Origin of the sequence: Microlunatus soli, from assembly GCF_900105385.1 — a bacterium.
Lineage (GTDB): Bacteria > Actinomycetota > Actinomycetes > Propionibacteriales > Propionibacteriaceae > Microlunatus > Microlunatus soli.
This window is the reverse complement of record NZ_LT629772.1, coordinates 1,475,958-1,499,587: the sequence shown is the minus strand read 5'-3', so window position 1 is coordinate 1,499,587 and position 23,630 is coordinate 1,475,958. Positions and strand designations below refer to the sequence as shown.

Annotated in this window: 25 protein-coding genes and 1 tRNA gene; 19 read left to right on the top strand and 7 right to left on the bottom strand. The window is 67.4% G+C overall.

The window, feature by feature from the left end:
* The first annotated feature begins 246 nt into the window (after window positions 1–246).
* From BLU38_RS32295 to BLU38_RS07000, 11 genes are all read left to right on the top strand, one after another.
* Window positions 247–618 (top strand): alpha/beta fold hydrolase, encoded by a 372-nt coding sequence (locus BLU38_RS32295; protein ID WP_407939656.1) that lies wholly within the window; start codon window positions 247–249, stop codon window positions 616–618.
* On the top strand, window positions 513–878 hold the full coding sequence (locus tag BLU38_RS32290) for an alpha/beta fold hydrolase (protein ID WP_407939699.1): 366 nt from the start codon (window positions 513–515) through the stop codon (window positions 876–878). The genes BLU38_RS32295 and BLU38_RS32290 overlap by 106 nt, the downstream gene beginning before the upstream one ends.
* 224 nt (window positions 879–1,102) lie before the next feature.
* Window positions 1,103–1,483, top strand: coding sequence for a hypothetical protein (locus tag BLU38_RS07040; protein ID WP_091522055.1), 381 nt, complete (start codon window positions 1,103–1,105; stop codon window positions 1,481–1,483).
* A gap of 289 nt (window positions 1,484–1,772) precedes the next feature.
* Complete coding sequence (gene eno / locus BLU38_RS07035) at window positions 1,773–3,056, top strand: phosphopyruvate hydratase (RefSeq protein WP_091522052.1); 1,284 nt, start codon at window positions 1,773–1,775, stop codon at window positions 3,054–3,056.
* 8 nt (window positions 3,057–3,064) lie between these two features.
* Window positions 3,065–3,784, top strand: a complete 720-nt coding sequence (locus BLU38_RS07030; RefSeq protein WP_091522050.1) for an FtsB family cell division protein — start codon at window positions 3,065–3,067, stop codon at window positions 3,782–3,784.
* 362 nt (window positions 3,785–4,146) lie between these two features.
* Complete coding sequence (locus tag BLU38_RS07025; RefSeq protein WP_091522047.1) at window positions 4,147–4,698, top strand: DUF501 domain-containing protein; 552 nt, start codon at window positions 4,147–4,149, stop codon at window positions 4,696–4,698.
* A complete protein-coding gene (locus BLU38_RS07020; protein ID WP_091522043.1) occupies window positions 4,695–5,648 on the top strand; it encodes a Ppx/GppA phosphatase family protein in 954 nt (317 codons plus the stop codon). Before BLU38_RS07025 ends, BLU38_RS07020 begins: the two co-directional genes overlap by 4 nt.
* A gap of 134 nt (window positions 5,649–5,782) precedes the next feature.
* The gene (locus BLU38_RS07015; RefSeq protein ID WP_091522039.1) at window positions 5,783–6,298 is read left to right on the top strand and encodes a glycine cleavage system protein R; all 516 of its coding nucleotides are present in this window, start codon (window positions 5,783–5,785) and stop codon (window positions 6,296–6,298) included.
* Window positions 6,295–6,891: a peptide deformylase gene (locus BLU38_RS07010; protein WP_091522035.1), complete on the top strand. Its 597-nt coding sequence runs from the start codon at window positions 6,295–6,297 to the stop codon at window positions 6,889–6,891. The genes BLU38_RS07015 and BLU38_RS07010 overlap by 4 nt, the downstream gene beginning before the upstream one ends.
* A gap of 85 nt (window positions 6,892–6,976) precedes the next feature.
* Window positions 6,977–8,641, top strand: coding sequence for a metallophosphoesterase family protein (locus BLU38_RS07005; RefSeq protein ID WP_091522032.1), 1,665 nt, complete (start codon window positions 6,977–6,979; stop codon window positions 8,639–8,641).
* A gap of 139 nt (window positions 8,642–8,780) precedes the next feature.
* Window positions 8,781–8,854: transfer RNA gene (locus tag BLU38_RS07000), tRNA-Leu, on the top strand.
* A gap of 28 nt (window positions 8,855–8,882) precedes the next feature.
* On the opposite strand, the gene BLU38_RS06995 is transcribed toward BLU38_RS07000, so the two are convergent.
* Together BLU38_RS06995 and BLU38_RS06990 are read right to left on the bottom strand one after the other, a co-directional pair.
* Window positions 8,883–9,422 (bottom strand): MarR family winged helix-turn-helix transcriptional regulator, encoded by a 540-nt coding sequence (locus tag BLU38_RS06995; RefSeq protein WP_091522028.1) that lies wholly within the window; start codon window positions 9,420–9,422, stop codon window positions 8,883–8,885.
* Between the two features lie 30 nt (window positions 9,423–9,452).
* On the bottom strand, window positions 9,453–10,838 hold the full coding sequence (locus tag BLU38_RS06990; RefSeq protein ID WP_091522024.1) for an MFS transporter: 1,386 nt from the start codon (window positions 10,836–10,838) through the stop codon (window positions 9,453–9,455).
* 163 nt (window positions 10,839–11,001) lie between these two features.
* Between BLU38_RS06990 and BLU38_RS06985 the strand changes: the two genes are divergently transcribed.
* The 3 genes from BLU38_RS06985 to BLU38_RS06975 all read left to right on the top strand — a co-directional run bounded on the left by BLU38_RS06985 (window position 11,002) and on the right by BLU38_RS06975 (window position 14,358).
* Window positions 11,002–12,129 carry a phosphoribosylaminoimidazolecarboxamide formyltransferase gene (locus BLU38_RS06985; RefSeq protein WP_157683262.1) on the top strand — a complete coding sequence of 376 codons (1,128 nt, stop codon included), beginning with the start codon at window positions 11,002–11,004 and terminating at the stop codon, window positions 12,127–12,129.
* A gap of 340 nt (window positions 12,130–12,469) precedes the next feature.
* The gene (locus BLU38_RS06980) at window positions 12,470–13,216 is read left to right on the top strand and encodes an RluA family pseudouridine synthase (protein ID WP_091522017.1); all 747 of its coding nucleotides are present in this window, start codon (window positions 12,470–12,472) and stop codon (window positions 13,214–13,216) included.
* Window positions 13,217–13,452: 236 nt separating this feature from the next.
* Entirely contained in the window at window positions 13,453–14,358 is a 906-nt protein-coding gene (locus BLU38_RS06975; RefSeq protein WP_091522014.1) for a Bax inhibitor-1/YccA family protein, read from the top strand.
* A 29-nt stretch (window positions 14,359–14,387) separates the two neighbouring features.
* On the opposite strand, the gene BLU38_RS06970 is transcribed toward BLU38_RS06975, so the two are convergent.
* Window positions 14,388–15,260 carry a phosphotransferase gene (locus BLU38_RS06970; protein WP_091532074.1) on the bottom strand — a complete coding sequence of 291 codons (873 nt, stop codon included), beginning with the start codon at window positions 15,258–15,260 and terminating at the stop codon, window positions 14,388–14,390.
* A gap of 172 nt (window positions 15,261–15,432) precedes the next feature.
* On the opposite strand from BLU38_RS06970, the gene BLU38_RS06965 reads away from it, so the two are divergent.
* Window positions 15,433–16,803, top strand: a complete 1,371-nt coding sequence (locus BLU38_RS06965; protein ID WP_091532072.1) for a cystathionine beta-synthase — start codon at window positions 15,433–15,435, stop codon at window positions 16,801–16,803.
* Here the strand turns inward: BLU38_RS06965 and BLU38_RS06960 are convergent.
* Window positions 16,796–17,494: an NUDIX hydrolase gene (locus tag BLU38_RS06960; RefSeq protein WP_091522011.1), complete on the bottom strand. Its 699-nt coding sequence runs from the start codon at window positions 17,492–17,494 to the stop codon at window positions 16,796–16,798. The two genes, BLU38_RS06965 and BLU38_RS06960, sit on opposite strands and share 8 nt — an antisense overlap.
* A 68-nt stretch (window positions 17,495–17,562) precedes the next feature.
* Here BLU38_RS06960 and BLU38_RS06955 point away from each other — a divergent pair, with 68 nt between their 5' ends.
* The gene (locus BLU38_RS06955; RefSeq protein WP_091522007.1) at window positions 17,563–17,928 is read left to right on the top strand and encodes a hypothetical protein; all 366 of its coding nucleotides are present in this window, start codon (window positions 17,563–17,565) and stop codon (window positions 17,926–17,928) included.
* Window positions 17,921–18,364, top strand: a complete 444-nt coding sequence (locus tag BLU38_RS06950) for a hypothetical protein (RefSeq protein WP_231920218.1) — start codon at window positions 17,921–17,923, stop codon at window positions 18,362–18,364. The genes BLU38_RS06955 and BLU38_RS06950 overlap by 8 nt, the downstream gene beginning before the upstream one ends.
* 12 nt (window positions 18,365–18,376) lie before the next feature.
* Here BLU38_RS06950 and BLU38_RS06945 read toward each other — a convergent pair whose 3' ends face one another.
* Window positions 18,377–19,645 (bottom strand): RNA polymerase sigma factor, encoded by a 1,269-nt coding sequence (locus BLU38_RS06945; RefSeq protein ID WP_172836087.1) that lies wholly within the window; start codon window positions 19,643–19,645, stop codon window positions 18,377–18,379.
* A gap of 151 nt (window positions 19,646–19,796) precedes the next feature.
* Complete coding sequence (locus BLU38_RS06940; protein WP_091521939.1) at window positions 19,797–20,216, bottom strand: YciI family protein; 420 nt, start codon at window positions 20,214–20,216, stop codon at window positions 19,797–19,799.
* 209 nt (window positions 20,217–20,425) lie between these two features.
* Between BLU38_RS06940 and BLU38_RS06935 the strand changes: the two genes are divergently transcribed.
* Complete coding sequence (locus tag BLU38_RS06935) at window positions 20,426–21,370, top strand: transglutaminase-like domain-containing protein (protein ID WP_091521936.1); 945 nt, start codon at window positions 20,426–20,428, stop codon at window positions 21,368–21,370.
* 1,072 nt (window positions 21,371–22,442) lie between these two features.
* Complete coding sequence (locus tag BLU38_RS06930) at window positions 22,443–22,844, top strand: YccF domain-containing protein (protein ID WP_091521933.1); 402 nt, start codon at window positions 22,443–22,445, stop codon at window positions 22,842–22,844.
* 119 nt (window positions 22,845–22,963) lie between these two features.
* On the opposite strand, the gene BLU38_RS06925 is transcribed toward BLU38_RS06930, so the two are convergent.
* Window positions 22,964–23,620, bottom strand: coding sequence for a vWA domain-containing protein (locus BLU38_RS06925; protein ID WP_091521930.1), 657 nt, complete (start codon window positions 23,618–23,620; stop codon window positions 22,964–22,966).
* Window positions 23,621–23,630 lie beyond the last annotated feature (10 nt).

The window sequence follows — 23,630 nt, the reverse complement described above, 5'->3', positions numbered from 1 at the left end:
TCGGTGCCGGCGCAGCGAGGGAAGTTTCCGCCGGAACCTCCCACTGTGGAGCACCACACCTGATCGCGCGGTCATCGATCTCCAATGACACAGCGATCCCAGTCGCGGTCGGATGCCCGATTGGGTTGTCCGGAGGGTCTGTCCGCCAGGGTCTGCTTGCGGGCGGTGTCGGCCAGCGTCGACCGAGGAGCGCTCTACGGGCGCGGCTTCGACGTCAAGTGAGCCTTGTCGCGGAGGATTCAGTGCATGTCTGGTGAGCATTACGTCTCGGTCGGTGGCGAGGTCAGGCTGTTCGTTCGCGAGCTGGGTGACCGCGGCCGTGACCGGCCGTCTCTGCTTGTGCTGCACGGCGGCCCGGATGTCGGGCATAGCTATCGGCTGCCCGGGGTGGAACGACTTGCAGCCGATCATCATGTGGTCTTGTTCGACTTCCGCGGCTGTGGTCGAAGCAGCTGCGGTCTGGCAGTGGAGGAACTTCAGCCCGAGTTGGTGGTTCAGACACGCATCGGCTCATCGCAGCCCTTTCCCTTGGACCGGTCGACCTGCTCGGATTCTCGACCGGGGGACGGGCTGCAACCGCGTTCGTGGAGCGCCATCCTGAGGATGTCCGGCGGTTGATCCTGGCGTCCACGAGTGCCTATCCCAGTTCTGACGGCGAGCAGTACCTGCAGGACTGGGCGGAGTACCAGCGACGCCTGGAGGGTGAGCGGGCGGCAGAAGGGGGTCGGTTCGTCAGTGGTGGGTTCGGTCCGCGGCGCGTAGGGACCCGAGCTGCGTCGTGGCGCGGCCGGGATGACACGAACGAGGAGTTCGTCACACTGCCATCACCTGCGACATCGCGACCAGTGAGCACCGGTCCGCTGAGGGATCCCTACTGAGGCGTCGATTCCACGATGATCTGCACGACAAACGGCAGCCCCGCCGGACGAACCGCTGGATGACGGATGGCGGTTTCAACCGATCGTCACCGGGCACTCGATAACGATCGATTCCGGCACCCGATCGACGACAGCAGCGGCGGACCTCGGTATCTCCCCGATCGGCCCCTGATCCTCGGGTTATCCCGACTGTGCACGACTCTCCTGAGAGCTACATTGCTGGTATGTCAGTTCCGTCGTACGAGGCCCGGCGCGATGCCGCCGCGGCGATGGGGGCACGCCAGGAACTGGGGCCCGAATACGAAGCACAGATCGCCGCCGGCCTCGCCGAGCGGGTCGAGCACGCCGTCTGGCAACAGCACCAGCACGGCAGTCAGTACGCCCAGATCGAGCTCGCCAAGATCCACGACGAGCGAGCGAGCCGCGCTCAACGCTTCGCGCTGGCGATCATCTCGCTCGGCACGGGCATCCCGCTCACCGCGATCGGTGCGGAGCTGGTCCAACCCGGACTGCTGGGCATCGGCGTGACCTGGGCCGGCATCGTCGGCGTGAACGCCGTCTTCGCCCTCCGCGATCGCAACCGCCGGCAGTCACCGCACCGCTGAGCACATCACCGACCGAATCCCGGGGAGCCCTTTTGGTCCCGCGGACGCTCTGACCTACCCGGATAGCACACCTTGGCGGGAAGTCGGAGAGGAAGCCGTGCCGATGCCGATGGACCAGCGGGGCTGTGGTCTGCAAAAGCCGGGACGGACCGTGGCGTACCGGTTCGTCCAGCGGTCGCGCCGTTAGGCTGGGGGTCCGGGCAGGGTGCGTCCGAGCTGTCCGTGCATGACACGGCTGGGACACGGTCGCCCGGTCTGACTTATGCGATTTTCTAGGAAGGCAAGATCTGTGGCCAGTATTGAGTTCGTCGACGCACGCGAGATCCTCGATTCGCGCGGTAACCCGACCGTCGAGGTCGAGGTCCTGCTCGACGACGGCGCCGAGGGTCGCGCAGCGGTTCCGTCCGGCGCCTCGACCGGTGCCTTCGAGGCCGTCGAGTTGCGGGACGGCGAGCAGCGCTACGGCGGCAAGGGCGTCACCAAGGCCGTTGCCGGTGTGATCGACCAGATCGGTCCCGAGGTGGTCGGCTTCGACGCCTCCGAGCAGCGACTGATCGACCAGACCATGCTCGACCTGGACGGCACCCCCAACAAGGCCAAGCTCGGTGCCAACGCCATCCTCGGCGTCTCGCTCGCCGTTGCTCATGCCGCCGCCCAGTCGGCGGAGTTGCCGCTCTACCGTTACCTCGGCGGACCGAACGCGCACACCCTGCCGGTGCCGATGATGAACATCATGAACGGTGGGGCGCACGCCGACTCCGACGTCGACGTCCAGGAGTTCATGATCGCTCCGATCGGCGCGGCGACCTACGCCGAGGCGTTGGAGAGCGGCGTCTCGGTCTACCACAGCCTCAAGTCGGTGCTGAAGAAGCAGGGCCTGTCGACCGGACTCGGTGACGAGGGCGGCTTCGCGCCGAACCTGCCGAAGAACGTCGCAGCCCTGGAGCTCATCGCCGAGGCGATCGACAAGGCCGGCCTCAAGATCGGCACCGACATCGCGCTCGCGCTCGACGTCGCCAGCACCGAGTTCTTCGCCGACGGCGCCTACACCTTCGAAGGCAAGAAGTTGTCCGCCGACGAGATGACCGCGATCTACGAGCAGTGGATGAAGGATTTCCCGATCGTCTCGATCGAGGATCCGCTGGCCGAGGACGACTGGGCGGGCTGGAGCAATCTGGTCAGCAGGATCGGGGACAAGGTGCAGATCGTCGGCGACGACCTGTTCGTCACCAACGTCGAGCGGCTGCAGCGCGGCATCGACGAGGCCGCTGCCAACGCGTTGCTGGTCAAGGTCAACCAGATCGGCACTCTGACCGAGACCTTCGACGCTGTTGATCTTGCTCACCGTTCGCAGTTCCATTGCATGATGAGCCACCGGTCGGGGGAGACCGAGGACACCACGATCGCCGACCTCGCCGTCGCCACCAACGTCGGCCAGATCAAGTCCGGCGCCCCGGCCCGTACCGACCGGGTGGCCAAGTACAACCAACTGTTGCGGATCGAGGAGGACCTCGACGACGCGGCCCGCTACGCCGGAGCTGCAGCGTTCCCGCGCTACCAGGCTGCGAACTGAGGTAGCAGATGCCGAATTCGCGCCGCCCGAATCGACCCGGCCCCGGACGCAGCACCGGAACCGGACGTAACCCCGGGACCAGCCGCAGCGCTGGGACGGGCCGGTCGGGCGCGCGCGGATCCGCGGCCAAGAGCTCGGCCGGCAAGGCCGGGACCAAACGGACCGGCAGCAACCGCCGGTCCGGGGCCTCGCACAAGCCCACCACGCCGGCACAGTCCCAGACGGTTTCGGAGCCGACGGTCACCCGGGAGGAGTCGCCGACCGGCGCTGTCGCCCGTCGACGCGCCAGTCTGACCACCCGGGCGATCGCGCTCGCGGTCGTGGTGTTGATCTTGACCATCTCGTACGCGTCCAGCCTGCGGGTCTACTTCAAGCAACGCCAGGACATCGCCGACACCAAACAGCAGATCATCAACGCCCAACGCAACATCAGCGAACTCAGCAATGAGATCTCTCGCTGGAACGATCCCAACTACGTCCGCACCCAGGCTCGTGACCGGCTCGGCTGGGTGGTCCCCGGTGAACGCGGATACCGCGTCATCGGGGCCGACGGCCAGCCTGTCACCGGCGACACGGAGATCGCCGCCGAGAAGACCAGCAACGCTCCGAAGAAGGCCTGGTACACCAAGATGTGGGGCTCGGTGGAGACCGCCGACGACCCGCGGCCGGCCAAGAAGGACGACCCGGCCGACAAGCCGCCGATCACCGAGAAGACCAAACGCCGCTGACCCGTCAGTTTGTCCCCGACATGCCCGGCATGTCGGGGACAAACTGACGGGTCAGCGGAATGGGTGGCCGCTGGCCCAGCCGTCGACCACGGTTCGAGGTACCGTTCTCAGGAAATCCCTTCCTGGCAAGGGAAAGCGTACGGCGTTCGGGCAGGTGAAGCAGGCCTGGCGGGCCGGTGCTGCACGGTTGATCATGCTTGACCTGATGGCTACCCGATCAGTCCATATCGCCGGCTGCGTCCACGAGCGTTCGAAGGATCGCAGCTGCGGCCACACGCTCGAGCCGGTCCGCGCCGTCCGATCCCGATGCGATCGGCAACCGCAGTTACTCCGAACGGCGCTCCGACTGAGAGACTGGACCGGTGCTGGAACCATTCACCGAAGCCGACGAGGCCGCCGTCCACGCCCAACTGGGCCGGGTGCCGCGCGGTGTTGCCGGTGTCGCTCATCGCTGCCCCTGCGGGAAACCAGCCGTGCTGGCGACCGAGCCGCGGCTGCCGGACGGGACGCCGTTCCCGACCACCTATTACCTGACCTGTCCGCGGGCGACCGCGGCCATCTCGACCCTGGAATCCGACGGTCGGATGGCGGAGATGACCGAGCGGCTCAGCACCGACGCCGAGCTGGCGGCCGGCTACCGTGCGGCACACCAGGCCTATCTCGCGGATCGGCAAGCCCTGGGTCGAGGACCGAGCGCCGAGGTCCCCGAGATCGACGGGATCAGTGCCGGTGGAATGCCGGACCGGGTCAAGTGTCTGCACGCGCTGGCGGCGCACTCGTTGGCCGCCGGACCGGGTGTCAATCCGGTGGGCGACGAGGCGGTCGCCGAGATCGGCAACTTCTGGCAGCGGCCGTGCCTGACCGATCCGGACGATGATCAGCAGGAAACCTCGGCGCCGGGCAGCGGCCGATGACCGGCGGTCCGGTGGCGATCGTCGACTGCGGCACCAACACCATCCGGCTGCTGATCGCCGAGTCCGACGGTCGCGGCGGCCTGCGGGAGCTGGACCGTCGGATGGAGATCGTCCGGCTGGGCCAAGGGGTCGACGCGACCGGCAGCTTCCTGCCGGAGGCGTTGCAGCGGACGTTCGCCGCGACCGAACGCTACGCAGGCGTGATCACCGAACACGGTGTTGATCTTGAACGGATCCGGTTCGTCGCCACCTCGGCAAGCCGGGACGTCAGCAACCGCGAGGAATTCTTCGCGGGCATCAGCACCCGTCTCGGCGTGATTCCGCAGGTGATCACCGGCGACGAGGAAGCGCGGCTGTCCTTCGCCGGTGCGTTGTCGGGGGCGAACGAACCCGCCGGGCCGGTGCTGGTCACCGACATCGGCGGTGGCTCCACGGAGTTGATCATCGGGAACGCCGCCGGTGAGCCGAGCCGGGGGATTTCACTGGACATCGGCTCGGTCCGCATCACCGAACGCTTCTGGTCCGCCGACCCGCCGACAGTCGACGATCGTGCCCGGGCAACCCGGCTGATCGACGAGCTGTTGGACGACAGCGGTATCGCCTTCTCCGAGGTCCGGACCTGGATCGGTGTCGCCGGCACGCTGACCACGCTTGCCGCGATCGATCTCGACCTGGCCGACTACGACCGGACGCTGGTCCACGGCCACCGCGTCGGCCGCGACCGGGTGACGGCGATCGCCGCCGCACTCGCGGCCTCCAGCAGCGAACAGATCCGCGGCCGCAACGGCGTCCATCCGCAACGCGCCGATGTGATCACCGCCGGCGCCCTGATCGCCGGCCGGATCGGCTCCCGACTGATGGTCGACGCCCTGATCGTCAGCGAGTCCGACATCCTGGACGGCGCCGCTCTCGATCTGCTCCGAGCAGCCGGCGCCGGCCAAGGGGCCTGAGCCTGTCGAGGGACCGATCCGCAACCCAAGGGCCCTGAGCTTGTCGAAGGGCCGAAGACCGTCCGAGCGGTCGCACCCTTCGACAGGCTCAGGGATCTTGGATGCTCGGCAACGGCGCATGAAACAATCGCCCGGTGACCACGTACGCGATCACCGTCATCGCCCAGGACCGGCCGGGCATCATCGCGCGGGTCGCCGCCGCCTTGGCCGCCGAGCAGCTCAATCTCGCCGACTCGTCGATGACTGTGCTCCGTGGCCAGCTGGCGATGACCCTGATCTGCACCGGCCAGGCCGAGCTCGAACGCGTCCGCGCGGCGATGACCGATGCGGCCGCCGACGATCTGATCATCCATGTCCATCTGATCGACGGTGCGGCATCGGTGACCGGCACGGGGCCGAGCTACCTGCTGACCGTGCACGGTGCGGATCGGTTGGGGATCGTCGCGACGCTGACCGGCGTGCTGGCCGAGGCAGGGGGCAACATCAGCGATCTGACGACCCAGCTGGCCGGCGAGCTCTACGTGCTCACCGCGGAGGTCGACCTGGCTGTCGGCACCGACCTCGAAGCGCTCCGGACCAAGATCAACATCGCAGCCGGCGAGCTCGGCGTCGAAGCCCAGCTGCAGCCGGTGGACCAGGACGAGTTGTGACCGACGCCTTCCCCGACTGGTCGACGCTGCTGCCGGCCGGCCGGATCCGTGACGTGGTCAGGGCTCCTGCCGGCGTACTGTCGGAGTCCGGGCCACAGCTCGATCCGACCGATCCCCGGACCGTCCAGCTCTGTGCCGATCTGGTCGCCACGATGCGGGTCTCGCCGGGATGCGTCGGTCTCGCCGCACCGCAGATCGGCGTCGCCGGGCAGGCGTTCTGCGTCGACGTGTCCGGTCACCCGAAGACCCGGACCGATCATGGGCTGATCGTCCTGGTCAACGCCGAGGTCACCGCGTCCAGTCGCAACAGCAAGGGCCGGGAGGGATGCATGTCGGTTCCCGACCTGACCGGTGACGTGAAGCGGGCCGACCGGATCACGGTGGCCGGTCGGCTCCCGGTCAGCGGCGACCCGGTCGAGCTGAGCACCGACGCGTACGAGGCACGGGCGTTGCAGCACGAGATCGACCATTGCGCGGGCTACCTGTTCCTGGATCGCGTCATCGGAGCCCACGGGCTGCATCATCGCAAGGTCTACCTGGATGCACCGGATCCGGATTCGCCGGGTGCGGGTGCGTCGCGGCATCCCGAGTGATTCGCGGCATCCGGGTGATTCGCGGCATCCGGGCGATTCGCGCTGACTCCTGGGAAATCGGCTGCGACGCCGTACGCTGGCCGCGATGGTGATGGACCGAGCACGACTGATCCGCCTCCTGGTGCGAGGGGCGTTGATCCTGCTGATCAGCGCCGTGCTGGCTGCTCCGCTGGCGATCGGCTGGGGGATCGGGCATGCCGAGATCACCGACTACCTCGGTGCGAACCGGGCAACGATTGCCGTCGACTACACCGGCGAAACCCGGATCGACCTCGGCCCGCTCGGCAACGCGTACCTGCCCTTCTCCTACGGGCCGATCGGGCTGACGATCACGGTCGGCGGTCTGGTCTCGCCGACCGCCGGCCGGCAGTTGCTGTCCGAGGACACCCTGCAGTCCTACCTCAACCTGTACAACGATCCGGGACAGGCGATCACCGGCATCGGCGACCAGTTGGTTGCCGATGCGGTCGGCAATGCCGTCGCCGCCGAGCTGGTGCTGGTGTTGATCATGGCCGGCTGGACCCAGCGTCGACTGTTCCTGTCGGCGCGGCTGGTGCGGTTGAGCGCGGCCCGGCACGGGGTGTTGGCCTATCTGGTGGTGGTGATCATCTTCGGTACCGTGGCGATCGCACCGCCGGCAGCCGAACCGACCTCCCGCTACCCGGTGACCATCGCCGACGGCACCCGGTTCGAGGGCATGACCGTCGACTCCCAGTTGCTCGCCGACCTGCTGGACCGGGGTGTCAAGGGGCTGCGAACGATGGCCGCACGGCAGAACGCCGCCGTGGACGACTACGTCCAACAGACCCGGGAGAACCTGCTGACCCAGGTCGATCGCTGGCCGTCGCCGGGCGCCGATCAGGACCTGATCTTCGGGATCAGTGATCTGCACTGCAATCTGGCGATGACCCAGTTCTGGAAGGAGATCGTCGAGGTGACCCACCCGGTCGCCGTGTTCAGCTCCGGCGACGACACCCTCAACGGGACCGCCACCGAAAAGACCTGCGTCACCGGTGAACGGGCGATCTCCGGCGACCGGCCGTTCATCGACATCGGCGGCAATCACGACTCCGCCACAACCGAGAAGCAGATGAAGGCGGCCGGCGCGACGGTGTTGGACGGCAAGGTCACCGACGTGGACGACATCTCCTTCCTCGGAGACGACGATCCCGAGTACAACCCGCCGTTCAGCATCGACCGGATCGCCGAGCGATCCGAGACCGAGGAGCAAATGGGCCAACGGATGATCAAGACCGCGATCGGTCGCAACGTCGACGTGATCATGTTGCATCAGCCGCGGGCCGCCCGGGTCGTCGCCGAGCAGCCCAACCCGCCGGCGAAGTTGATCGCCTGGGGCCATATCCACAGCCAGGAAGGGCCACAGGTGATCCTGCATGACGACGGGTCCTGGACCGTGACCCTGCAACTCGGCACCGCCGGCGGGGTCGCAGCACCGACGATCACCTCGTTCAGTACGCCGTTCAGCGTTCCGCGCAAGTCCGCCGACGGCTACTTCTTCTACCGCGACCGGGCGACCGGGCTGATCACCGCGGTGCAGCCGGTGCACTGTCTGCCGGATGCGTCGGTGATCATCGACGACCCGATCCCGACCGGCGATCTGGCCAGCCTGCCGCCGGAGACCCGCAGTCGACTGGGCGGCGACGAGGAGGCACCGACGCCTACGCCTACGCCGACGCCGACCGCGACCGGCACCGCCGAGCCGACGGCCTCGGAATCGCCGGCCCGTTAGGAGCCCTGCACCGCGAAGCCTCTCTGGGCCAGCATCCGTACACACACGTCGAGGTTAGGCACCTCCCAGAGCCGCGGGAACGTGCGCAACCTTGATCTATCGAGGTTGTGCACGGGGCAGGTCGTAGGATCGGGCGGGCGCTCCCGTAGCCCAACTGGCAGAGGCAGGCGGCTTAAACCCGCCGAAGTATGGGTTCGAATCCCATCGGGGGCACGGTGCCGATCCTTGGGATCGGAGCGGATCAGGGTCGTACGCCGTTGGTCGCGGCGGGCGGTTCGGTCGGGGCCGGTGTCTTCGGATGAGTTGGCACCTGGGTCTTGTGGGTGCTGCGATCGACCAGGCTGTCGATACTGCCGATCAGCTCGCGCAGCGCCGGCAGCGAGGACGAGATCAGGCTCTGCCAGCCGGGGTGCAGGGTGTCGAACGCGGTCCGCAGGATCTGGGCATTGGTGATCTGCCAGCGGCGTACGGCCTCCTCGCCGGCAGCGGTCAGGGTGAGTTCGACGGTCCGGCGGTCATCGGGATTGCTGGCCCGGGTGATCAGCCCCATCGTGTGCAGTCCGTTGACCAGTGTGGTGACCGAATTCGGCGCCAGATGCAGGAAGCGGGCGAGTTGGCCGGGTCTGGTGCCCGGATTCTCCGAGACCGCCGACAGCAACTCCAATTGGGCGACCGACAGTTTGTTCTGCGGATCGGTCGACCGTGCCGCCCGGCGCATCGCGCGCCGCAGTCGGGCGACGGCGTCGGCCAGTTCGCGTTCGGTGTCGTCGTTCTGCACCATGCCTCCAATTCCTACTGGAGCACTAGTGAATCAGATGGTCGGACGATTCCCGGTCAGTGTCCCACTTACTGCACCGATCGCCCCGAAGATCGCCAAACAGATCAGCGCCGTGACCGCACCGCTCGCGGCACCGGCGTGCAGGCAGACGGTGACCACCGCGACTCCGAGCGCGGTGCCCAGGCTGCGGGCCATGTTCACCAGACCGCCCCCGGTCGCCGAGAGGCGGGAGGGGATCGCGGCCATGATGGTGGTGTTGTTCGCCGGGATGAAGACGCCGAGGCCCAGGCCGGTGACGAACAGCAGGGCGGCGAGCCAGCCGGGCTGCGGCAGGGCCCAGGCCAGCAGGGCCAGGGCGACAGCGGCGAGTCCGGCGCCCAATGCCGCCCGGCCACGCGGCCCCAGCCGGCGAGGCAGCAGACGTTGGGCGAGCACCGCGGCGACGCCGAAGCCGAGCGGCAGGCAGGTCAACGCGAGGCCGACCCGCCCGTGCGAACCCTCGGTCTGGGGAATCAGGGTCAGCGGCCCGAACAGCACCAAATAGCCGCACAGCGCACCGATCAGACCGACCGAGACCGCTCGCGCCCGAAGGATCTCCGGCCGTACCAACGGGTCGACCGACGCACCCTCCCAGCGCAGCCAGCCGACAGCCAATCCGAGTCCACCGATGATCAACACGACGCTGGCCAACGGCGACAGCCCGAGCCCGCCCAGTCCGGACAGTCCGAGTAGGACGCCGCCGGACGCGAGCAGCAACAGCAGCAGGCCGAGGATGTCGAAACGCTGCATCGGCGTGCGTTCCCTGGTCCGCGGCAGCAGGAACCATCCGGCGACCAGTCCGATCAAGCCGATCGGCAACTTGATCCAGAACACCCAGCGCCAGTCCAGGGCCGAGACCAACAGCCCGCCGACGACGGGGCCGGCGGCCAACCCGATCGCCTGAGCGGCGGACTGGATCCCCAAGGCGGACCGCATCTGCTCCCGCGGCACGCTGGTCACCACCAGGGCGACGCTGTTGGCCTGCAACATCGCCGCACCGACCGCCTGCAGCACCCGCAGGCCGACCAGAACGCCCAGATTGGGGGCGAAGCCGCACGCCACGGAGGCGGCGCTGAAGAGGGCGAACCCGTACAGATACATCTGCTTGCGACCGGTCGAGTCGGCGATCCGACCGGCGGCCGGCAACAACCCGACCAGGGTCAGTAGGTAGGCCAGCGACACCCACTGCACCGCGGCCAGCGGGCTGCCGAAATCCTGCTGCATCGCCGGGAACGCCAGCGTGACGATGCTGGCGTCGAGTTGGCCCATGAACGCCCCGAAGCAGACCGTCGCAACGGCGAACCAGCCGGCGTGCCGATGCTCGCGGATGACGTCGGGACGGGGCCGCTCGACGCGGATCGCTTGGAATGGCTCGAACATGGACTTTCTTCTGAAACCGAACTATCTCTGATGACTCCCGAGTCTAGGGGCTTGCCGGCGGGGATCGAAAGTCGTTCGGAGGCAGATTCAACGTGACGTTCATCGCGTCGTCACCGGGCGGCCTGTTGGCGGCCGGGCCGGTGATCGGTGAAAGACTGTCGCCGTGGACCTCCGCTATGGCATGAACCCCAACCAGCCGCACGCCCGGATCGAGCCCGTCGGCGACAAGCTCCCCTTCGAGGTGCTGTCCGGATCGCCCGGGTTCATCAACGTGCTGGATGCGCTGAACGCGTGGCAGCTGGTGGCCGAGGCCGCGGCCGCGACGCAGAAGATCGCGGCGACCTCGTTCAAGCACGTCTCGCCGGCCGGGGTGGCCGTCGAAGGCGAGGTGCCGCCGTTCCTGCTCGACGTGCTGCGGGTGCAGCACGCCGACCTGTCGCCGGCCGCAGCCGCCTATCTGCGGTCCCGCAGCTCGGACCCGCGGGCGTCGTACGGGGATTTCATCGCGATCAGCGGGCAGGTCGACGAGTCCTGCGCGCAGCTGATCAAGAAGGTCGTCTCCGACGGCATCATCGCCCCGAGCTACACACCGCAGGCGCTGGAGATCCTGAAGGCCAAGCGGAAGGGGTCCTATCTCGTCCTGCAGGCTGATCCGGACTACCGGTCACCGGCCACCGAAACCCGCGAGATCTTCGGGGTCCGCCTGGTGCAGGACGCCGACAGCACGCCGCTGACGATCGACTCCGAGCTCTCCGACGTGGTCACCGGTAGCGTCGACGCGGCGGCCAAGGAGGATCTGATCCTCGGCCTGATCGCCCTGAAATACACCCAATCCAACTCCGTCGCCTACTCCCGCAACGGTCAGGTGATCGCGATCGGCGCCGGTCAGCAGTCCCGGATCGCGTGTACGCAGCTGGCAGGGGAGAAGCTGGCCACCTGGCTGTGGATCCAGCACGAGCGGATCCGCGAGGTCGCCGGCGCAAAGAAGGGCCAGGACCGGCTCAACCTGCTCTACGCCCTGGCCCTCGGCGACGCCGCCGGGGCCGGCGAGTTGATCAAGGACGCGCTGACCGACGACGAACGAGCCGCCATCCTGGCCGAGGCGACCGGCATCAGCTTCACCTCCGACGGGTTCCTGCCGTTCTCCGACAACGTCGAGGAAGCCCACAAGTACGGCGTCTCGACGATCGCCGCACCGACCGGCTCGGTCCGCGACGACGTCGTCTTCGACCGCTGCCAGGAGCTCGACATCAGCTTCGTCCGCACCCCGCGCCGCTACTTCCACCACTGACCCTTGCAAGGGGGACGACCCCCTTGGACCCCGAGGTGGTTGCGTTCGGCGGGTCGCGAGGGGGATGGTTTCGTTCGGACTCCGAGGCGGTCGGCTCGAGGGCTCGGTGCTCCGGGTGATCGGATCCGATCCCAGCGTGGATGCGTTGTGAGTTAGGGTGTGTCTCCTTATTCGTCCGGGGCTGCGTGGCACGCGGTCGGCACCTCGCCGCGGCCGGACTCGGTCGACATATCCCGATATGCCTCCCTCACCGGCCACGCCGAGGCACTCGACCGCGCACCTGCTCGCTCCCACCCGAATAAGGAGACACACCCTAGGAAAGTCGGTGGATCGAGGGCAGATGGTCGATTGGACAACGGTCCGTGATCACCGGGTGGTCTACGGCGATGATCATCTTCTGGTGATCGACAAACCCGCCGGGATCGCGTTGATCGGTGAACGCAACGACACCGACCTGATGCAGCAGGCCCGGGAGGTCGGGGACTTCGTGATGCCGGCGCACCGGATCGACAAGGTGACCAGCGGGTTGGTGCTGCTGGCCCGTGATCAACAGACCCATGGTGTGCTCACCCGGCAGTTCGCCGATCGCACGGTGATCAAGGAATACCTGGCCGTGGTCCGCGGCACCGGGCTGGCCGACACCGGACGGATCGACCTGCCGCTGAGTGTCGGGCGCAAGAACCGGGTGCGGATCGCGGCCGCCCGGGACGCGATCATCGAATCCGCATCCGGGCACTGGACTGTTCCCGAGGACGCTGTCCTGTCCGGCCGGCACTACCCGGCCAGCACCGACTTCCGCACCGTCGGTGAGCAGAATGATCACGCGGCCCTGCTGCTGCGGCCGCACACCGGCCGACGGCACCAGTTACGGGTCCAACTGGCCTGGATCGGCCATCCGATCGAGGGCGATCCACTCTTCTGCAAGCCGCCGGGGGAACGCACCCACCTGCACGCCTGGCGGCTCACCTTCAGTCATCCGGCCAGCGGCGAATCCATCACCGTACGAGCCGACCCGGACCACGCCTTCTGGCAGCCACTCGGCGGACTTGTACCCTCACTCGACGCGCAACTCGGCGAGGGCGCCTGAGCCTGCCGTTCGAGGGCTCCTGAGCCTGTCGTTCGAGGGTCCTGAGCTTGTCGAAGAACCGTGACTACCCTGGCGTACCACCCTTCGACAAGCTCAGGGCGCTTGAAGAAGTGCGTTCGTCGGCAGTCTCAGGGTTGTCCCTGACCCCGCTGCTCCGCCCGGGCCCTCGGCAGACACGTAGACTGGAACAGACGGGCCGTGACGGTCCGCCCGAATCAGAACCGTGAGGACATTCAATGTTGCGTAGTTCGAATCCGATCTTGTCGCGGAAGGACGCGTTCACCCCCGCGGCTCCTCAAGGTGGCCAATACGGTCAGGGCCAATACGGTCAGGGGCAGTACGGCCAGGCGCAATACGGTCAGCCTCAGTACGGTCAGGGCCAGGCGGACCCGTTCCAGCAGGGTTACGCGCAGCCCGACCAGCGGCAGGGCTACCCCGGACAGGTGACGCCGTCCGGCGGCCGGATGACGTTCGACGACGTGGTCACCAAGACCGTGATCACGATGGCTGTGCTGGTCGCCGCTGCGACCGCCAGCTGGTGGGGCGTCGCGTCCGGAGTGATCCCGGGATCGATGTTGATGCCGGCGTTGATCGTTTCGGCCATCGTCGGCTTCATCACCGTGCTGTTGGTCTCGATCCGCAGGGTTGTGAATCCTGCGCTGGTGCTGGTCTATGCGGCCGTCGAGGGCGTCTTCATCGGCATGCTGAGCCTGATGTTCGAGCGGCTGTATCCGGGCATCGTGATGCAGGCGGTGATCGGCACGTTCGCCGCCGCCGGAGTCACGCTCGCGGCGTACAAGATCTTCAACATCCGGGTGACGGCGAAGTTCCGCAAGATCGTCATCCTGGCGACCATCGGCTTCGCGGCCGCGATGTTGATCAACCTGGTGTTCAGCCTGTTCGGTCTGAACCTCGGCATCCGCGACGCCGGCGGCAGCGTCAGCATCCTGGCGATCGTCTTCTCCGCGATCGGCGTCACCCTGGCCGTTCTCAACCTGGTGCTCGACTTCGACTACATCGAGCGGGGCGTTGAGGCCGGTGCACCGGCCAAGGAATCCTGGCGCGGCGCCTTCGGCCTCACCGTGACCATGGTCTGGCTGTATGTGGAGATCCTGCGGATCCTGTCCTACTTCCGCCGATAGCACCCACCGATCTCAGGAAGGGCCGCGACTCACTGCAGTCGCGGCCCTTCGTCGTTCCGTCGGATGATCTTGTCGATGGCGCGCAATACGTCGGCTTCCATCTCGGTGCCGAGTGCCCAGCTGGCATAGCGGACGGCATAGATGCCGAGATACAGCCGCCAGGCATCGCGCGGCAGCTGCTCGTGGATGGCCCGGTAGAGCCCGCCGAGCACGTCCGGATCGGCCTTGTCGCCGATCTCGATGTCGTAGATCATGCCGGCCAGATCAAAACCGACATCGCCGACGCGAGCCTGCTCCCAGTCGACGACGGCGGTGATCTCGCCGTCGCGGACCAGCAGATTCTCCGGTGCGAAGTCGCCGTGCACGATGTCGGTCGTACGGAGATTCCGCGGATCGCAGGCCTCCAGGGCAGCGAGGGTCGTGGTCAGGATCGTTCGCCCGGCCGGATGCTCTCGGAGCCGCGCGGGAGCGATGTCGAGCGTGGCATCACCATCGGTGAGCATGGTCGCGAGCAGTGCCGGCGCACTCCTAGGTTCGGGTCCGGGAGCGGCGTCTCGTTGGCGATCGATGAGGGTGAGCATTTGCCGGGCGAGACCGAGGTCAATGCTCGGCGGCCACTCGCCCTCGACGAATTCATAGATCAGGTAGCTGTGGTCGGCGACGATGCCGCGCTCGAGGAGTCGAGGAATCGGCACCTGCCGAGCCGCCATCACCGCGGCGCAGCGGATTCCCCGGTCGAGGGTCCGTTCCCGGATCGGTGAGGTCGGCCAGGCCTTGACCACCACCGGTTCCCCGCTCAGCAGAGCCAGCGAGGTACCCCAGGCGCCATGATCGAAACGGCGCACCAGCTCGATGGGCCGATCGCCGGAGAGCTGCTCGATCACTTCGGTGACAGCCGTCATGGCGTCAGCCAACCGCATCACGACCGAGGGCGCCAGGGGTGGAATCTTGCGCCGGCCGGTTGCCCGGTGACGATCTCACGGGCCTGTCAAACGATTGATCCGGCAGCGGGTGCTGATCCGATCCGATGAAGTTGTCGTCCTGCTGCCGCCCGACCCGGATATCCTCGGCCACGTGGAGTACGTGAACTCGTTGATCGAGCTGGTCGGCAACACCCCGCTGCTCAAGCTGTCCGCCACGACCGGCGGGGCAAAACCGCTGGTGTTGGCCAAGGTGGAATACCTCAACCCCGGTGGGTCGGTGAAGGACCGGATCGCGGTCAAGATGATCGAGGCGGCCGAGCGGGAGGGCAAGCTCAAGCCCGGCGGCGTGATCGTCGAGCCGACCAGCGGCAACACCGGCGTCGGGTTGGCGATGGTCGCCCAGGCCAAGGGCTATCACTGCATCTTCGTCTGCCCCGACAAGGTCAGCGAGGACAAACAGAACGTACTGCGCGCCTACGGCGCCGAGGTGGTCGTCTGCCCGACCGCTGTCGACCCCGACCATCCCGATTCCTACTACTCGGTCTCGGACCGGCTGATGCGGGAGACGCCGGGCGCCTGGAAGCCGGACCAGTACAGCAATCCGAACAACCCAGCCAGCCACTACGCCTCGACCGGCCCGGAGATCTGGAAGCAGACCGAGGGAAAGATCACCCACTTCGTCGCCGGTATCGGCACCGGCGGAACGATCTCGGGCACCGGTCGCTATCTGAAGGAGATCTCCGGCGGCGCGGTCCAGATCGTCGGCGCCGACCCAGCCGGATCGGTCTACTCCGGCGGTTCCGGGCGGCCGTATCTGGTGGAGGGTGTCGGCGAGGACTTCTGGCCCGACAACTACGACCGCGAGGTCTGTGATCGGGTGATCGAGATCTCCGACGCCGATTCGTTCGCCTTCACCCGGCGGCTGGCACGCGAGGAAGCCCTGCTGGTCGGCGGATCCTCCGGAATGGCGGCGGCAGCGGCGGTCCGGCTGGCGGCCGAGATCGACGATCCGGAGGCAGTGATCGTGGTCCTGCTGCCGGACTCCGGACGCGGCTACCTGACCAAGATCTTCTCCGACGACTGGCTGGCCCGCTACGGTTTCGCGCCGCGTCCGGATGCCGCGGTCCGTACCGTCGGCGACGTGCTGCGGGAAAAGTCGGGATCGCTGCCCAGCCTGGTGCACACACATCCCAACGAGACCGTCGCCGAGGCGGTCCAGATCCTTCGGGAGTACGGCGTCTCGCAGATGCCGGTGGTCCGGGCCGAGCCGCCGGTGATGGCCGCCGAGGTGGTCGGCTCGGTCAGTGAGCGTGGTCTGCTGGGCGCGCTGTTCAACCACTCCACCCGGCCGTCGGAAGCGGTGGGCAGCGTGATGGAACCGGCGTTGCCGATGCTCGGTGCCAGCGAGCCGGTCGCAGCAGCCGTCGCCGCGCTGACCGACAACGACGCCCTGCTTGTCCTCGAAGGCGGTAAGCCGTCCGGCATCGTCACCCGTCAGGACCTGCTCACCGACATCAACTGACCGACTTGCCCGACGGTGCGTCCGTCATAGCAGCAGTACGCTCCGACAACTTGGTGAGGAGGGCGCGCCAGCCGGGCGTCCAGGGTGCCTGCAGCCAGTTCTCGTACGGGAACCAGGTCGCGTCGCTGGTGCTGCCGCCGACGTCGATCACCACCGGATCGGTCGGGTCGGGGCAGTCGGCGCGGTAGATCAGCCGGACGGCGTGGAAGTCTTCCCGTTCGCCGTTGCGGGAGCCGATCCGGCGGCTGGTGTTGATCGCGATCAGTTCACCGAGTTCGATCCGCTGCGAGGTCTCTTCCATCACTTCCCGGTGCACGGCGGCGGTGGCTTCCTCACCCGGATCGATGCCGCCGCCGGGCAGTGTCCAGCGGCCGTCGGGGAGGTGGCGATGGTATTCGGCAGCCAGCACGCCGCGGCTGGAACGGACCCAGGCGTACGCCGCGACGCGTTGCCGGACGACCGTCCCCTCCGGCGCGGGCCGGGGTGACCGGCGGCGCCGGCGTCGACGGGGTCTGCGTGACCCGGACTCGGCGAGCAGGCGGACGGTGAGGGCGTCGTCGGTGCCGACCGCTTCGATCGGCCGGACCAGGCGCAGCCCGCGACGGCGGAGTTCGTCGGCCGGATCGTCACCGTGACCGAGCACGAACTCGGTCAACCGGCGCCCGGTTTCGTTCTCCGCCACGATCCGCATCCGGCCATCATGACAAAGCCGGCGGCCACCGGTATATCCACTACGCTCTGTAGTGGAAGGATGGGTGGATGATCGGCTGGCTGAGCTACGTGGTGATCGGGATCGCGGTCGTTGCGGCGATCTGGGGTGGCGTATCGGCGATCACCCGCAAACCGCCGGGCAACCTGCAGTTCTACTGGTCGTTCCTAGCCGAGCTCGCGGTGATCGCGCAGTCGGTGATCGGGTTCGTTGCGATCGGCCGTGGACACGGGCCGGCCGAGACCGCGACCGCGATCGGCTACCTGATCGGCATCGTGGTGCTGATGCCGGTGGGGATCTGGTGGGCCGTGGTCGACCGCAGTCGCTATTCCGGGCTGGTGATGACCGTTGCCGGTGTCGCGATCGCGGTGATGAGCCTGCGGCTGCTGCAGCTGTGGAGCGTGGCCAGTGGCTGACCGGGTCCAAGATCACGACACCGACGATGATCACGCCGAACGCCTGCAGCCACCGACCCGGCGCGGGCCGGGCCGGGTGCTGATCGCCGTCTACGGGCTGTTCGCGATCGCGGCGTGCTCGCGCGCTGGTGTCCAGTTGGCCACCCAATTCGATCAAGCGCCGCTGGCCTACCTGCTGTCCGCGCTCTCCGGGGTGATCTACGTGCTGGCCACGATCGCCCTGGCGATGGGCAGTCGGGTCGGGCGTCGACTGGCCTGGATCGCGATCGGCAGCGAGCTGGTCGGCGTCCTGGCGGTCGGGACCGCGAGTGTTGTCGATCCGGCCGCGTTCCCACGGGCGACGGTTTGGTCGACCTACGGCATCGGGTACGGCTTCATCCCGCTGATCCTGCCGTTCATCGGGTTGTTCTGGTTGTGGCGTACTCGCCGAAGTTGATCAAGGAACCGGTCATGCCTCCGCGGACTCGGCGCGCTTGATCAACAGGGCCCGGTCCTGCTCGTTGCCTGCCAGGTCCGCTGCCCGCCGGAACTCTGCCGCTGCCTCCTCGGGGCGGTCGAGCTTGGCCAACAGGTCACCGCGAACACTCGGCAGCAGGTGGTAGCGCTGCAGCGCCGGCACGTCGAGCAATTGGTCGACAAGATCAAGTCCGGCCTGCGGCCCGTACGCCATTCCCACCGCGACGGCCCTGTTCAGCTCGACGACGGGGGAGGGTGATTCCTCGGCCAGGGTGGCGTAGATCGCCGCGATGGTTGCCCAGTCGGTGTCCTCGGCCCGCGCCGCTCGGGCGTGGCAGGCGGCCAACGCCGCCTGCAATGCGTAGTTGCCGCGGGCGCCACCCAGCGCGTGCGCCCGGTCCAGTGCCCGCAATCCTCGGGAGATCAACAACCGATCCCAGCGCGACCGCTGTTGATCAAGGAGCAACACCGCGTTGCCGTTGCGGTCGGTCCTGGCTCCGATCCTGGAGGCCTGCAGCTCCATCAGCGCGGTCAGCGCGAACACCTCCGACTCCTCGGGCAGCAGCCCGCACAGCATCCGTCCGACCCGGAGCGCGTCGTGGCACAGCTGCGGTCGGAGCCAGTCGTCGCCGCTGCTGGCCACGTACCCTTCGTTGAAGATCAGGTAGATCACCGACAGCACGGTCGGCAGCCGTTCCGGCAGCTCCTGCGGTGTCGGCGCTTCGAAGCCGACCTGCTTGGTCAGCAAGGTCTTCTTGGCTCGGACGATGCGTTGCGCGATCGTCGCTTCCGAGCTCAGGAACGCCCGCGCGATCTCGGCCGTGCTCATCCCGCCGACCGCCTTCAGGGTCAGCGCAACGCGTGCGTCGGAGCCGAGCACCGGATGGCAGGCGGTGAAGATCAGCCGCAGCAGGTCATCGCCGACGGCGTCGTCGATCCGTTCGTCGACCTCGTCGTAGGGATCCTCCTGGTCCTTCAGCTCGCGGCCGATGATGGTGATCTTCTCGCGCAGCGTGACGTCGCGCCGGATCCGGTCGATCGCCCGCCGCTTGCCGGTGGTCATCAACCAGGCGCCCGGGTTGCGCGGGATGCCTTCGGACGGCCACTGCTCCAACGCGGCGACCAGAGCATCCTGTGCCAGCTCCTCGGCCAGCCCGAGGTCACCCACGATCCGGCCCAGTGCGGAGATCACCCGTGCGGCCTCGATCCGCCAGACCGCGTCGATCCGGGCATTGACATCGCTGGCCGTTGCCTGACTCACGGCCCCATTCAACACCGCAGCAGGAGTCCTGAGCCCGCGAAAATCCGCTGACCCGTCAGTTTCTCCCCGACTTGCCCGGCGTGTTGCGGAGGAACTGACGGGTCAGCGGATTGGGGCTGCCTCCTCGACAGGCTCAGCGATCTGCTGGCGATCAACCGGCGTCGGTGATGCCGGACTTGATGCTCTCGTTGAGCTCGCGGACCTCGGTGGTCATGTTGTCCTCGAATTCGGCCAGCTCGTAGATCGGCCGGAGCTGGATCTCTGCACCCTCCCCGCAGGGGCAGTGCTGGAAGCGTTCCTTGGCTTCGTCGAGCGACGTCACGTCGACGATCCAGAAGCCGGCGACGACCTCCTTGGCCTCGGTGAACGGGCCGTCGATCACCGTCGGACCGTCCCCGGTCCAATGCAGCTTGGCGCTGTCGGCAGTGGGATGCAGTCCGTCGGCGGCCAGCAGCACGCCGGCGTCGACCAGGGTCTGGTTGAAGCGGCCCATTTCGGCGAATTCCTCGCTGGACGGGATCCGGCCGGTCTCACTGTCCGCGTTGCCCATCATGAACGCTACGACTCGCATCGTGGTCTCCTCTGATCGTCGGCGGACTCCGTTCGGGCGCCCGCAGGGATGATGTTGCCAGTGCGTCGGACGGGCCGAATCGTATTCGACACGTCGGGAGAAGTTCTTCGGTCGTGGGCCCGGATGCACGACATTCGGGCCAGGCTTGACCCTGACGCTACGTCAGCTGCTGAAGTGGTCGCCATCGTCTTCGGAACGGGGTGAAAGCAATGGCCGAGAGAATGCTGCCGGTGCTGCCGGACTATCAGCCGGGGCGCTGGGCGGTGCACACGGCGTACAGCGATCCGGGACGGTTCGGCCCGCTGCTCGATGCAGTGCCCGGTCAGGATCGGGCGGCGTCGACGGTGGCCCGTAATCTGATCGTGCACTACCGCGCCAGCGAGGTCGAGCTGCCCGAAGGCACTCGCAGCGACGTCAACGCGCGCTGGATCGCGAAGATTCTCGAGCTTGATCAACAACGGCACCCGGCTGATCTCGGGACCCCGCGCGCTGAGTCCCGCCGGGTGCAGGGCTGCTGCCGGGATCACTCGTTGCTGGCCGCCGCGATCCTTCGGCAGCACGGGATCGCAGCCAGGATCCGGTACGGGTTCGCCGGCTACTTCGTCGAGGAGTTCCAGGTCGATCACGTCGTCGTCGAGACCTGGGAACCGCAACTGCAACGCTGGCGACGCTTCGATCCGGAGGTCGCCTCACCGCTGCCGCGACTGGCGTCACCGCGCGACATCCCGGCCGGTCGCGGAGCGCCGTTCGTCACGGCCGCCGAGGTGTGGCGCGGGTACCGCGCCGGTGAGATCGATCCGGACCGGTACGGCGTCGACCCCGCGACGGAGGTCCGCGGTGTCTGGTTCATCCACGACGCCGTCATCCTGGACGCGGCGTTCCGGGCCGGCCACGAACTGTTGCTCTGGGACGCCTGGGACCCGATGACCGATCCGTCCGGTCCGACCGAGGAGCAGGCCGGATCGGTCGATCGGCTGGCGTCGCTGATCGTCGCCGCAGATGCCGGCGACCTCGATGCCGAACGCGAACTGATCGCCAGCATGACCGACGATCCGCAGCTGCGGCCACCGGACGTGGTGAACACCATCTGCCCGTGGGGCGATCCGCCGGTGCGGTCCGAGCTGCGTCGTGGCCCCGCAGCGGTGCAGAGCTGACCCCGCCGAACCCGGCGAGGTGTCGAGATCGGCCGAGGATTGACAGGTCACCCCTCGGGTGACATGACCAACCGCGTCAGATCGCGACCCTTGTCAGCCTCCTGACTGTGCTGAAGAGCAGGTCGAAACGCTGCCCGCGTGATCATGATCTTCGAGACAGCGGCAATCCGGATCCTGCTTCGCATGGCGACCATTGGGCGGGTAGGGGAGGCAGGCGGGTGTGGGGCACCTCGCTGCCCCGCTGGCTGCCTCGACAGGAGCCGGCCCGGTGCTGGAAGGTATCGGGACGGTACCTGCTCCGTCGGAGCAGAACAGCGCATGGTCGAGGGGATTGGGTGGATTTTGGTGTGAACTCGGTCCATAATCCACCCGCTGTCGGCTTTGTCGGTGCTCGGCGAGTGCCGCCCGATTCCTCGTCACCTAGCGGTTGTGAACCACGCAATTCGCGATCTCAGCGGGCCCGAAGCGGAGTGTCTCCCGCTCAGGTGGTCGGTCTGGGCGGTATGAGATCGTGATGTGCAGGGATTCTCCGGCAGCGCTGATGAACGATCGGGTGCCGGCGCGGCGAGGGAAGTTTCCGCCGGAACGTCCCACTGTGGAGCACCACGCGTGATCGCCCGGTGCCCGATCCCCAGTGGACACCGATTCAGCGCTCAGCCGGTACCGGTGAAGCTGCGCGGAGGGTCTGCCCGCCACGGGCCGCACCCGACGTCTGTCGGCGGGGTCCGTCGTAGAACGATCACCGGACGGCTGGTCGCGCGGCCGGACGATCAGAATGACGACCGCTGTGACCCTGCTGCGTCCATTTCCGGCTCGGAGGAGCGAGCCGAGCGTGAAAGGCGTCGTATGGACCGGCGCATGCCTGGCTAGATCCCAGCGCGACACCGATTGCGGCCCATGGGTGCCCGGTCTCGATTCTGCCCGGTCGAGGACGGCCCGGGCGTCGCCTCTTGCGCTGTTGGCGATCCTGCTTTGATCTTGATCCGGGGATCACCCGTGATCACCCCTGAATCCCCGTCGGCTGTGGACAACCCGCCCGGCGAGCGGTCTGTCCGGTGGCACCATGGAAATCATGCGGACCTTGCTGAACATCATCTGGCTGGTGCTGTCGGGCTTCTGGCTCGCACTGGGCTACATCGCGGCAGGAATCGTCTGCTGCGTGCTGATCGTGACGATTCCGTGGGGGATCGCGTCGTTCCGGATCGCCGGTTATGCGTTGTGGCCGTTCGGTCGGACAGTGGTGGACAAGCCACGGGTCGGCATCGGCGCGACCTTGGGCAACGTGGTCTGGCTGCTGGTTGCCGGGATCTGGCTGGCGATCGGACACGTCATCACCTCGATCCCGTTGTTCATCTCGATCATCGGCATCCCGCTGGGTTGGGCCAACCTGAAGCTGATCCCGGTCTCGTTGATGCCGTTGGGCAAGGAGATCGTCCGCAGCGATGCGGTGTTTCCCGCCTACCAGCGGGCCTGACCTCTGGACGCCGAGTTGGCCCGCTGAGCCCGTCCGCAGGTCCGCACCTGGAGGAGTCCGTCGGCGTCCCGGGCTGTGCTCGGACTACTGTCGTCCGAGCACAGCCGCGAGGTCCACGCTCAGTCCTCGGCGGCGTCGGCGCGCTGCTTGACCGTGTACTGCGATGTCTCACGGGCGGCGGCCGGTGCCGCACCGGCGGCGATCTTGTTGCGGTAGGCGTTCAGGTTGGCCGAGGTGGACGCGAAGGCGCTGTCGATCTTGCCCGCTTGGTAGGTCATCGCCATCCCCGGCGCGACCCCGAGCCCACCGGCGACGCTGATCGCGTCCTGGTTTGCTCCCAGGTAGACGAAGGTCCAGTCATAGCTGTCGGTCTGCTCGGTGATCATCCTGTTGACCGTGGCAGGATCGAATTCCCGGGAGGAGTTCTCCATCCCGTCGGTCATGATCACCATGATCACCGCGCCGGGGCGGTCATCCTCGGGCAGCCCGGCCAGTCGTGAGCCGGTGGTGTTGATCAAGCGACCGATGCCGTCCAGCAGCGCCGTCCCGCCACGCGGCTGCAGATCGAGCGGCGGTACGGCGGCCAGTGGAGTGGCGACGTAGACCTCTTCGTAGGTGTTGTCGAACTGGGCCAGCGTGACGTCGCACCGGCCAGGGTTCTTGCGCTGCTCGGCGATGAACGCGTCGAAGCCACCCTCGGTGTCGGCCTTGATGGTCTGCATCGATCCCGAGCGGTCCAGCAGCACGGCGATGTGGGTGTAGTTCGGATTGGTCATGATGATCTCC